Below are 11,027 nucleotides of genomic sequence, written 5' to 3' on the forward strand. Positions count from 1 at the left end.
CTGAATCCCAACGCTCTCTTTTCCGGCCTCCGTGGCCGCTTTGCTCGTGTCCGTCGCGCCGTTTCGTGTCCGGCGGACGATCGGAGTGCCGGGGCGCGGCAGCTCGTAACGTCGCGCGCTTGAAAATACGTTTAGCAAACTCAGGATTTACATGACCACTATCGTCCTCAAAGAAAACGAGCCGTTCGATGTCGCGATTCGGCGTTTCCGCCGCACCATCGAGCGCAATGGCCTGATCGCCGAACTGCGCGAGCGCCAGTCGTACGAAAAGCCGACCACCGAGCGCAAGCGCAAGAAGGCCGCCGCTGTCGCGCGCCTGCGCAAGCGCCTGCGCAGCCAGATGCTGCCGAAGAAGATGCACTAAGCGTCTTTCGTGGGCGAGGATTTTCGGGTCCTCACCCGCATGGCAAAACGGCGGTGCGACCCGTAAGGGCGCACCGCCGTTTTGTTTGTGCCTCGAACTACAGGATTGCAGGCGTCACACGAACGCGTGACGCTTTCCGAGCGCCGCGAGCTGATCCGGCCAATCGGAGATATCGGCGTAATCGTGCACTTCCTCCAGCTCGATCAGCAGATCGATGACGTTCGGATCGTAGGCATTCACGTTCGATGCGTACAGCGCGCGCAGCAGCTCGCCGTCGCGCGCGTGCCGATAGTACGAGATCCCGACGCCTTCCAGCTCCGGCTCATACAGATCGTCGCGCACGAGCGAGCCGATCGCGCACTTGCGGCCTTCCGGACTTCGGAGCCGGCACGACCCGTTGTCGTCTTCGGACACCGCACGCTGCGTCAGCAAGTGCTCGCTGACGCGCTCGTAAATCTCCTTCAGGCTCAACATCGTAATAGGGCTCAACATCACAGCACCTGCAATATCACGCAGCCGTTTTGAGAAGTTCGGCGGACAGCCCGAACTGACGCGCGATCGATGTCAGACGTTCGCGCCATTCCCATCTGCCGAAGACGTCATGCACGTTCTGCAGGCAGGAGAGCAATTCGACGGTGTTGGGATCGAACACGTTGATGCGCGCACGAAGGAGCGCGCGCCTGAGCGCCGCGACGCCGACATCCATGTACGCCGGCACCTGCTCGGGCGGCTTCGCGATGTAGCGAATGGGCACGCCTTCCATCGCGGTGATGTAGTCGCGCGGCTTGATGAAGCTCCCGACAGGACAGCCGCCGCAATATCCGCGATACGCGCCGCCGCCGCGCGGCAGCAGAGCCGCTTGCCCTTGCACGAAAAGATGCTGTACCGCGCCGTTGAAAATCTCCTGATGGGTCAGGAAGTTCAAGCTTTTCATGATCATCTCCCCTGCGCCCCTGCGCAGCGGCCAAGCGTTATGTATTCGAGAACCTGCACCTGCTTTCCGAATGCGGCGGCGTCGTTGCGAAAGTGATGCAACCTGAATCAACGCTTCGCCGCCCGGACACTGCCTCGAGCATGGCGGTTTCCCGGCCTGGGCCTGCGGTCTCACAAGGCCCCGTGTGCTCGCGTCGGATTTCTACACTCAGTGAACGGTCCGTGCACCGTCAGTTATAACGGTTCGATCCGGTAAAAAGGTGCGCCAGCGCACGCGAGGACGCCATTTTTACACGGGCCGCACGTTCGTGCAGTGCGGAAAACCCGGCCAAAATCCTTGCAGTTCGGGCGATTGCGCGTGCTTCACTGCAAAAAAATCGCCTTCCATCAGGATTTACCCTTATGTGTGCGTGCTGTGCTCAAATATGTTGTCAAAAAGCAAAAATTTTCCGCATAGGAATTGCCTCAATGTGCGGATTTGGCCACGACCTTCCGTTTGGTCTTGGGTTTTCCTCGCGAAAGGCAACTCGCGGCGTGATCGTTGACCATGCCCGTGGCCTGCATGAAGGCGTAGCAAATGGTCGTGCCGACGAACTTGCAGCCGTACTTCTTGAGCGCCTTGCTCAATGCATCCGATTCAGGCGTGGACGCGGGCGTGGGGTTCGCGGCATCGCGCGGCGTGTCGATGGTTTTGCCGTCGACGAATGACCAGACGAAGTCTGCAAACGAGCCGTGTTCCTGCTGGATCTGTTGCACGGCCCGCGCATTGAGCACCGCCGATTCGATCTTCGCCCGGTTACGCACGACCCGCGCATCCTGCACGATCCGCTCGATGTCCTTCTCGGTGAAGCGCGCCACCTCGTCGATGTCGAACGCCGCGAAGAGCGCCCGATAACCTTCGCGCTTGTTGAGGATCGTCGACCAGGAAAGGCCGGCTTGCGCGCCTTCCAGCACGAGCATTTCGAACAGATGCTGATCGTCGCGCGAGGGCACGCCCCATTCGTCGTCGTGGTACTGGATCATCGCGTCGGTCGTGGCCCAGGCGCAGCGGATGTGATCGGTGTCTGCCATTGCGAGTCCTCGTCATTGTTCTGGATCGCGCCAGCATAGCCGAACGTTCGCGCCGCGCCATCTATGCCATTCGGCCGATTGGCGCGCGCCGTGGCCACCGGTAAGCTTGCGCGCATGACTACATCTTCGACATCGGAATTCAAAGGCTTCCTGCTCGGCATCGACGGCGGCGGAAGCGGAACGCGCGTGGTCCTCGCAGACGCGCAAGGCACCGAACTCGCCCGCGCGAGCGGCGGGCCTTCGGGTCTCGGGCTTGGGGTCGAACGCGCCTGGCAATCCATCGGCGATGCGTGCCGGCGCGTGTTCGACGCCGCGGCGCTGCCCTTCGACTGGCGCAACTGCGTGCTCGGCTGCGGACTCGCGGGTGTGAACAACGCGGACTGGCTCGCGGCGTTTCATGCGTGCGCGCCGGACGTGCGCGCGCTGAGCGTCGAAAGCGACGCCTACACGACCGTGCTCGGCGCGCACGGCGGCAAATCCGGCGTGATCGTCGCGCTCGGCACGGGCAGCATCGCGGCGTCGCTGGACGAGGCGGGCGTTTGCCGCATCGCGGGCGGCTACGGCTTCCCGAGCGGCGATGAAGCCAGCGGCGCGTGGCTTGGTTTGCGCGCGGTCGTTCATCTTCAGCGCGTGCTCGATGGACGCGCGGCGGAAGACGAATGGTCGCGTGCGCTGCTCGCGCGCACCGGCGCGACGGATCGCGACAGTCTCGTCGTGTGGCTCTGCGCCGCGAACCAGACCGCCTACGCGACGCTCGCGCCGACCGTGTTCGAGTTCCACGATCATCCGGTCGCGGCGCGGCTGCTCAAACGCGCGGCACTCGAAATAGAGCGTCTGGTCTCGGCGCTGGATAAGTCGGGCGCGTTGCCAGTCGCGTTGTGCGGCGGACTTGCCGTGCCGTACGAGCCGTTCGTGCCGGCCGCGTTGCGGGAACGGGTACGAGCGCCGCGCGCGGATTCGGCGGCGGGCGCGCTCGAACTGGCGCGGCGCGCGGCGTCCGCATTCGGGGCTGCCTGCAGACCGGCGCGATAAAATACTGAGCTTTGCGGCACCACAAAGGCAGTCATGTACTCGGTCATCGCTACTGATCTCGACGGTACGCTTCTCAACAGCGACCATCAGCTGGACCCCTTCACCGCTGAAACCGTGCGCACGCTGGCGGCGCGCGGTGTGCCCATCATCATCGCGACGGGCCGGCACTACCGCGACGTCGCAGGCATTCGCGATCTGCTCGGCGTCGACGCCTATCTGATCACGTCGAACGGTGCGCGCGTGCATGCGCCCGGCGACGAACGCATCTACTCGCGCGACCTCGATCCCGCCGCCGTGCGCCGACTCGTGCAGCCGGATCTCGCGGGCGCGCATGGGCGCGTCATCGTCAATCTGTTCGCCGACGACGCCTGGCTCATCGACCGCCACGCGCCCGAACTGCTGGTCTTTCACCAGGATTCAGGCTTCAAGTACGAGGTGATGGATCTGCGCGAGCATGATGGCGAGAACATCGCGAAAGTGCTGTATATCGGCGATCCGGCCGATCTGAAGGAAATCGCCGCGAATCTCGAGCGGGAATTCGGCGACTCGCTCTACGTCACGTATTCGCTGCCGGATTGCCTCGAAGTGATGACGTCGGACGTATCAAAAGGACGGGCGCTGCGTTTCGTGCTGGAGCGGCTCGATGTCGATACCGCGCAGTGCGTCGCGTTCGGCGACAACATGAACGATATCGACCTGCTCGAAACTGCCGGGCATCCGTTCATGATGAACAACGCGAACCCCGATCTCATCAAGCGGCTGCCGAACGTGCCGCGCGTCGGGAACAACTTCGAGGCCGGCGTCGCGCACCATTTGCGCAAGCTGTTCAGTATCCGCGACGAGCTGGCGTCGCCGGGACAGACGCCCGACTGAGCGTCCGTGGCGCCGGGCCGCCGGGTTCGCCGGCGGCGCTTTGCGCTTATCCGCGGTGGCCCCAGTTGTTGCCGTAGCCGCGGTGGTTCCAGCCGGCGCGGTCATAGCGGCCATAGTCGTGGTCGTAGCCACGGTGCCAGCGCGGCGCTTCATGGCGATAGTACGGCGCGCCATACGCCGGCACCGCAGGACGCACGTACACCGGAGCCGGCGCCACGTAAGCCGGCGCGCCGAGCGAAACGCCGATGTGCAGATCGCTATGAGCCTGAGCCGCTCCCACAGCACCGATTGCAAGGCCGGTCGCGACGAGCATTTGGGTGACGATGCGCTTCATTGTCTTTCTCCTTTAAGGCGACGTGTGTCGCATGAGTTCAATGTAAGCGCCCGCCGTCTTACATGCTTCGAGGACTTGTTACGGTGTGCAAGGGCGGCGTAAGGGACGCGGGAAGCGGACTTGATCGGGCGATATCGCTGAACGCCTTACCGGGCGGCGCTTTCGCGTCATCCTGTTTCGTGGCGAAAAGGGCGCCGAGACAATTCATAAGCAGGCTGCGTAATTCGGCATTACATTTGTCGCGCCCGTTTAATCATTCGAAGGGGCGCCGTGGCGCAAAAACAAAAACGGGCGCCTGTCGCGCCCGTTTTCCTTTACTGCTGATTTTTCCGCCGACGCTTATTTCTGGCGCGTCAGAGCCGGATAAAGCACGCCCGCGAGAATGGCACCGACGATCGGCGCGATCCAGAACAGCCACAGTTGGTCGAGCGCCCAGCCGCCGACGAAGAACGCCTGGTCGACGAGCGCGCCGGATTCACCGACGTATTGGTGACCGGAATCGAAATCAGGTGAATGAGCGTCAGGCACAGGCCGATCGCGAGCGGCGCGAAGCCTTTCGGCGCGCGGTCGTCGGTGGCGCCGAGGATCACGAACAGGAAGAAGAACGTCATCGCGACTTCGCAGACCAGCGCCGCCGCCATCGAGAAATGACCCGGCGAGTGTTCGCCGAAGCCATTCGCGGCAAATCCGCTCGACGCGAATTCGAAGTTCGGGTTGCCCGTGGCGATCAGGTAGATGACCCATGCGCCGAGCGTCGCGCCGATCACTTGCGCGGCGATGTACGGCACGAGATCGCGCACCGGGAAGCGGCCAGCCGTCGCGAGACCGATGCTCACAGCCGGATTCAGGTGGCAACCGGAAACGTGACCGATGGCGTAGGCCATCGTGAGCACCGTGAGACCGAATGCCAGCGAAACGCCGGCGAAACCGATGCCGAGTTGAGGAAAGGCAGCGGCGAGCACGGCGCTTCCGCAGCCGCCCAGCACGAGCCAGAAAGTACCGAAAACTTCAGCGCCGAGACGCTTCGACAAATGCATGATTCTGCCTTCGTGAAAGAATGAAAAGCCGTTGATTTAAAACAAGAACGCGTGGCGCGCTTGCGCAGCGGAGTTTAAGCGCGGAGTCTTTTGCGAACTGTCAAAAATGGTCGATCGGCTCTCGATTCACGGGCATCGGACTGGACTTCGGATTCTTCCTTATGGGCGGGGAAAGCGCAGCGCCCGAAGGGCGCGTGCATAAAAAAATGCCGCCCGGCAGCGGGCGGCATTCGATGCGATTTTGGCAAACAGGCGGCGGTATCAGCCGACTGCAACCTGACGCAGCACCGGGCGCTTCGCGGCCTGGAGCATCGCGGTATAGCTCTCGACGTAGTTCTGCGCCATCGTGTGTGCGCTGAATCGGCGTTCGAACTGCGCGCGGATTTCGGTGCGCGACAGCTCATCGAGACGTTGCAGCGCGCCGACTGCGCCCGGCACGTCTTCGCAGATAAAGCCCGTCACGCCGTGATCGATCACTTCAGGCACCGAGCCACGGTTGAACGCGATCACCGGCGTACCGCAGGCCATCGCCTCGATCATCACCAGACCGAACGGCTCGTTCCAGTCGATCGGGAAGAGCAGCGCCTTCGCGCCCGACAGGAATTCCGGCTTCTGCGCCTCGGTGATCTCGCCGATGAACTCGACATGCGCCTGCGAGAGCAGCGGCTCGATCGTCGACTTGAAGTATTCCTGATCGGCCTTGTCCACCTTGGCGGCGATCTTCAGCGGCAGACCGCTCTGTGCCGCGATCCTGATCGCCAGATCGGCGCGCTTCTCCGGGCAGATGCGGCCCAGGAAGGCGAGATATTCCGGCTTCTTGTGCGGCTGCGGCGTCAGCAGTTCGTTCGGCAGACCGTGATAAACCGTGTTCAGCCAGTTCGCCTGCGGCAGCGGGCTGCGCTGGTTATCCGAGATCGAAATGACGTTCGCCTTGGTGAACGTGTTGAAGATCGGCTGCAGTTCCGGCAGGTCGAGGCGGCCGTGCAGCGTCGTCACGAACGGCGTGTCCATCTGCGTGAACAGCGGGAACGGCATGTAGTCGAGGTGAAAGTGCAGCACGTCGAACTCGTGGGCGCGCTGGCGGACGGTTTCGAGCAACAGCATGTGCGGCGCGAGCGCGTCGCGCACGGTCGGGTCGAGACGCAACGCACGCGGCCACACCGCGTCGAGCGTCGCCTTGGTTTGGGAATCGCCGCTTGCGAACAAGGTTACATCGTGGCCGAGCTCGACGAGCGCATCGGTCAGATAAGACACGACGCGTTCAGTGCCGCCGTAAAACTTCGGAGGTACTGCTTCGTGCAACGGTGCAATTTGTGCGATTCGCATAACGTGACTCTCCATGTAGGTAAGGCATTGCAGTCACGCTCCGGTCGAGCGCTCAACACATGCCATTCGGGCGGGCTGCGTGATGGTGTAGACGCCGCCCGAGATCGGCCCGGAGCTGAAAACCATCGCGACCGGGTTATCCCTTACTGCCCATTATCGGTATCGAGAGCGGCATTTCACGTCATTTTTCAATCGCTTATCGTTGTTACAGCGCGATACATGTGCTGTTACGAAGTCAAAAATTGCACCGAAAAAGACGTTGTCGACGGATTTGAAGCGTGAAACACACCGCGGGTTTTAGGAAGCAATTCCCGTTCCCGAGCGGAGGACGTTGCTCGTATTGTCTCTCCGGCACGCCCGGCCTCGATAAAACGAAATTACGGCATTAAGTCAGACGAATAAATGCCGATATTCCTGTCTGCCGATCGGCAATCGGCGGGCTCGGCGTGTAAGAAATATTCCTACATGAATCTTCGCGAAACTCCGTCTTCTCGTCGGAAGGTTTGTCCGACAGGCGCGGCCGCGAGCATCGGCGACAATCGAAGCGAAACCAGACAACGTGCGCGGGGCCGCATTCGCTGTCCTTTGCGAATTCGAGCAAACGTTCCCGCCGGGCCTGACCAGCCAAAGTATCGATTCGGGGAAAACATGACGATCAGCAATACGAGTACGCTCGCGGAAATCCGCGAGGTGAATCTGTCGTACTTGCTCCTCGCACAGCGGCTCCTTCAGGAAGACCGCGTTTCGGCGATGTATCGCCTCGGGCTTTCCGAGCAGGTCGCGCAAGTGCTGACCTCACTCACGCTCGCCCAGGCGGTGAAAGTCGCGTCGTCGAGCCATTTGCTGTGCCGCTTTCGTTTCGACGACCACACGCTTCTCTCATCGCTCGCCGACAAGGAGAAGAGCGCTGCGCTCGCGCACGCCCATGCAGCGATCCTGCTGGCCGACGGTCCCGTCGAGCAGATCGCCTGAATCGCCCGCGAAAATAGATGGCGACGAAAAGCGTGGTCGGGGAAGTCCGCGAAATCACCCTGGCGATCGAGTTGATTGAGCTGGGCGCGCGGCTGCAACTGCTCGAAGCGGAAACGAGCCTGTCGCGCGACCGTCTCATCAAGCTCTACAAGGAGCTCAAGGGCGCGTCGCCGCCCAAGGGCATGCTGCCGTTCTCGACGGACTGGTTCATGACCTGGCAGCCGAACATTCATTCGTCGCTGTTTCACGGCATCTACCGGTTCATCGACCAGCACGGCGGCGCCGGAGGCACGCAGAGCACCATCCAGGCGATCGTGAAAAGCTACCGCCTCTATCTGGAGCATGCCGCGCTTTATGGCGACGAGCCCGTGCTGTCGCTCACGCGCGCGTGGACACTCGTGCGCTACTTCGAATCCGGGATGTTGCAGACGAACGCCTGCACGCGCTGCGGCGGGCGCTTCGTCGCGCACGCTTATGATCTGCGCACGGGTTATGTCTGCGGTCTGTGCCAGCCGCCGTCGCGCGCGGGCAAGACGCGCAAGGCGGTTGCATCCTCCGGCGCTCAGGCGTCTGCGCCGCGCATCGCGGCCTGAAGCCGCTTGCAGCGCAGCCCCGCTTCCACGCGGGGTTTACCGTTTGCCGTCCCCGCCGATTTGCCCCCAAAGTTTTTCAGTCGAGTGCCGTAAACCACTTAACGGCGGTCTTACCGCATCAAAACGTGAGGACTCGACTGTGCTGATTTTCGTTGGATCGCTCGTGACATTGCTGTCCGTCTTTGGCGGTTACGCGCTCGAAGGCGGGCACCTTGGCGCGCTCATGCAGCCGGTCGAGATTCTGATGATCGGGGGCGCGGGCGTCGGCGCGTTCATCCTCGGCAATAACGTCAAGACCATCAAGGCGACCATTCAGGTCCTCCCGACGCTCTTCAAGGGCGCGAAGTACGACAAGAACATGTACATGGAGCTGATGGGCCTGCTCTATGTGCTGCTGGCGAAGGCGCGCAAGGAAGGCACGCTCGCGCTCGAGGCGGATATCGAAGATCCGTCGAAGAGCCCGGTCTTCAGCCAGTACCCCAGGATTCTCAACGATCACCACATCGTCGAATTTCTGACGGATTATCTGCGCCTCATGGTCAGCGGCAACATGAACGCGTTCGAGATCGAAAGCCTGATGGACGAGGAGATCGAGACGCATCACGTCGAGGGCGAGGCGCCCGCGCACGCGCTGACGAAGGTCGGCGACGCGATGCCCGCGTTCGGCATCGTCGCGGCGGTGATGGGCGTCGTGCACACGATGGCCTCCGCCGACCAGCCGCCCGCGATTCTCGGCGAGATGATCGCGCAGGCGCTCGTCGGCACCTTCCTCGGCATTCTTCTTTCCTACGGTTTCATCGGACCGCTCGCGAACGTCGCGGAGCAGCGCGTCGCGGAGCAGACCAAGATGTTTCAGTGCATCAAGGTGACGATCCTCGCGAGCCTGAACGGTTACGCGCCCGCGATCGCGGTGGAGTTCGGCCGCAAGGTGCTGTTCTCGACGGAACGTCCGTCGTTCTCCGAGCTGGAAGAACACGTGCGCCGGGTCAAGTCGAAGTGACCGGAGCACAGCGATGAGCAACGACAGCGAACGCCCCATCTTCATCAAGCGCGTGGTCGCCGGCAAGAAGGGTCATCACGGCGGCGCGTGGAAGCTCGCGTACGCGGACTTCATGACCGCGATGATGGCGTTCTTCCTGCTGATGTGGCTGCTTTCGTCGACATCGCCGGTGCAGCGGCGCGGCATCGCCGAGTACTTCAACATGCCGCTCAAGGCCGCGATGGTCGGCGGCAAGAGCGTCGGCATGGACAACAGCATCATCACCGGCGGCGGGCGCGACATCTCCAGCAACGAAGCGGGTTCGGCGCGCAGGTCCGATGGCAGCACGCAACTCGCGCAGCGCGCCTCGTCCGACACCGACGAGCAACTGCTCAAGGCCGCGCAAGGCGAACTGGAGCGACGCGAGCAGGTGCGCCTGCACGATCTTCAGGTGAAGCTGATGGCGGCGATCGAGGCCAATCCGACGCTGCACCAGTTCAAGCAGCAAATCCGCATCGAGTCGACGCAGCAGGGCTTGCGCATCGAAATCGTCGATACCCAGAAGCGCCCCATGTTCGCGCTCTCCAGCGACGCCGTGCAGCCTTATATGCGCGACATCCTGCGCGAGATCGGCAGAACGCTGAACGACGTGCCGAACCGCATCGTCGTGCAGGGACACACCGACGCCGTGAAGTACGCGGGCGGCGAAAAGGGCTACAGCAACTGGGAACTGTCGGCGGACCGCGCGAACGCGTCGCGGCGAGAGCTGGTCGCGGGCGGCATGGACGAAGCGAAAGTCATGCGCGTGCTCGGACTCGCCTCCACGCAGAACCTGAACAAGAAAGATCCGCTCGACCCGGAGAACCGGCGCATCAGCGTCATCGTGCTCAATCGCAAGACTGAAATGTCGATGCTGCGCGACGACGGCTCCCCGGGCGCCACGCTCGACAACGGCACGGATGCGCAAGGCAAGCCATCGGCCTCGTTCGGCTTCATCGGCGGTAGCGCGGCCAGGCCTGCGGCGCGGTGAGCAAATTCCCCGAAAAACAGGCTCAAGACTCGGCACGTTTCGACCGTCATCACGGCAAGAGACAAACATGATCAAAAACATTCTGGCAATCGACGATTCAGCCGCGATGCGGCAAATCCTCTCGGCGACGCTGGCGACGGCGGGTTACGAAGTGACCGTCGCGTCGGACGGCGACGAAGGGCTGGAGTGGGCGCTCGCGGAGCACTTCGATCTCGTCCTGACCGACCAGCACATGCCGGGCAGAAGCGGGCTCGATCTGATCGTGGCGCTGCGCGCGAACCGCGCCTACCGGGCGACGCCGATTCTGGTCCTCACGACCGAAGGCGGTGAGCCGTTCAAGGACGCGGCGCGCTCGGCGGGCGCGACGGGCTGGATCGAGAAACCGCTCGATCCGGACCTGCTGACCGAACTGGTTGCCGCGCTCTCTGAAGACACGCAGCACTGAACTGAACTGAAGCGAAAGCCAAAGACAACCCGCGCACG

13 protein-coding genes and 1 pseudogene are annotated in these 11,027 nt (G+C 62.6%); 8 read left to right on the forward strand and 6 right to left on the reverse strand.

Annotated elements, in window-relative coordinates:
• The first annotated feature begins 151 nt into the window (after window positions 1–151).
• Complete coding sequence (gene rpsU, locus NCT32_RS00645; protein WP_008351904.1) at window positions 152–364, forward strand: 30S ribosomal protein S21; 213 nt, start codon at window positions 152–154, stop codon at window positions 362–364.
• Between the two features lie 114 nt (window positions 365–478).
• On the opposite strand, the gene NCT32_RS00650 is transcribed toward rpsU, so the two are convergent.
• From NCT32_RS00650 to NCT32_RS00660, 3 genes are all read right to left on the reverse strand, one after another.
• A complete protein-coding gene (locus NCT32_RS00650; RefSeq protein WP_250476175.1) occupies window positions 479–856 on the reverse strand; it encodes a hypothetical protein in 378 nt (125 codons plus the stop codon).
• Between the two features lie 16 nt (window positions 857–872).
• The gene (locus tag NCT32_RS00655; RefSeq protein WP_061116938.1) at window positions 873–1,298 is read right to left on the reverse strand and encodes a hypothetical protein; all 426 of its coding nucleotides are present in this window, start codon (window positions 1,296–1,298) and stop codon (window positions 873–875) included.
• A gap of 464 nt (window positions 1,299–1,762) precedes the next feature.
• Entirely contained in the window at window positions 1,763–2,368 is a 606-nt protein-coding gene (locus NCT32_RS00660; RefSeq protein WP_250476176.1) for a DNA-3-methyladenine glycosylase I, read from the reverse strand.
• 114 nt (window positions 2,369–2,482) lie between these two features.
• Between NCT32_RS00660 and NCT32_RS00665 the strand changes: the two genes are divergently transcribed.
• Both NCT32_RS00665 and NCT32_RS00670 read left to right on the forward strand, forming a co-directional pair.
• On the forward strand, window positions 2,483–3,400 hold the full coding sequence (locus NCT32_RS00665; protein ID WP_250476177.1) for a BadF/BadG/BcrA/BcrD ATPase family protein: 918 nt from the start codon (window positions 2,483–2,485) through the stop codon (window positions 3,398–3,400).
• 33 nt (window positions 3,401–3,433) lie between these two features.
• Window positions 3,434–4,273 (forward strand): Cof-type HAD-IIB family hydrolase, encoded by an 840-nt coding sequence (locus NCT32_RS00670; protein WP_061116794.1) that lies wholly within the window; start codon window positions 3,434–3,436, stop codon window positions 4,271–4,273.
• 46 nt (window positions 4,274–4,319) lie between these two features.
• Here NCT32_RS00670 and NCT32_RS00675 read toward each other — a convergent pair whose 3' ends face one another.
• From NCT32_RS00675 to NCT32_RS00685, 3 genes and pseudogenes are all read right to left on the reverse strand, one after another.
• Window positions 4,320–4,607: a hypothetical protein gene (locus NCT32_RS00675; protein ID WP_061116795.1), complete on the reverse strand. Its 288-nt coding sequence runs from the start codon at window positions 4,605–4,607 to the stop codon at window positions 4,320–4,322.
• A gap of 339 nt (window positions 4,608–4,946) precedes the next feature.
• A pseudogene (gene aqpZ / locus NCT32_RS00680) lies at window positions 4,947–5,644 on the reverse strand (aquaporin Z).
• 261 nt (window positions 5,645–5,905) lie between these two features.
• The gene (locus NCT32_RS00685; protein WP_061116797.1) at window positions 5,906–6,970 is read right to left on the reverse strand and encodes a glycosyltransferase family 4 protein; all 1,065 of its coding nucleotides are present in this window, start codon (window positions 6,968–6,970) and stop codon (window positions 5,906–5,908) included.
• A 654-nt stretch (window positions 6,971–7,624) separates the two neighbouring features.
• Between NCT32_RS00685 and flhD the strand changes: the two genes are divergently transcribed.
• From flhD to NCT32_RS00710, 5 genes are all read left to right on the forward strand, one after another.
• Entirely contained in the window at window positions 7,625–7,942 is a 318-nt protein-coding gene (gene flhD, locus NCT32_RS00690) for a flagellar transcriptional regulator FlhD (RefSeq protein WP_250476187.1), read from the forward strand.
• Between the two features lie 17 nt (window positions 7,943–7,959).
• Window positions 7,960–8,535, forward strand: coding sequence for a flagellar transcriptional regulator FlhC (gene flhC / locus NCT32_RS00695; RefSeq protein ID WP_061116799.1), 576 nt, complete (start codon window positions 7,960–7,962; stop codon window positions 8,533–8,535).
• Window positions 8,536–8,674: 139 nt separating this feature from the next.
• Window positions 8,675–9,535 (forward strand): flagellar motor stator protein MotA, encoded by an 861-nt coding sequence (gene motA / locus NCT32_RS00700; protein WP_061116800.1) that lies wholly within the window; start codon window positions 8,675–8,677, stop codon window positions 9,533–9,535.
• 13 nt (window positions 9,536–9,548) lie between these two features.
• Entirely contained in the window at window positions 9,549–10,544 is a 996-nt protein-coding gene (gene motB / locus NCT32_RS00705; RefSeq protein ID WP_250476178.1) for a flagellar motor protein MotB, read from the forward strand.
• A gap of 67 nt (window positions 10,545–10,611) precedes the next feature.
• Window positions 10,612–10,989 carry a response regulator gene (locus tag NCT32_RS00710; protein WP_061116802.1) on the forward strand — a complete coding sequence of 126 codons (378 nt, stop codon included), beginning with the start codon at window positions 10,612–10,614 and terminating at the stop codon, window positions 10,987–10,989.
• Window positions 10,990–11,027: the final 38 nt, after the last annotated feature.

The organism is Caballeronia sp. INML2, from assembly GCF_023631365.1.
Taxonomy (GTDB): domain Bacteria; phylum Pseudomonadota; class Gammaproteobacteria; order Burkholderiales; family Burkholderiaceae; genus Caballeronia; species Caballeronia turbans.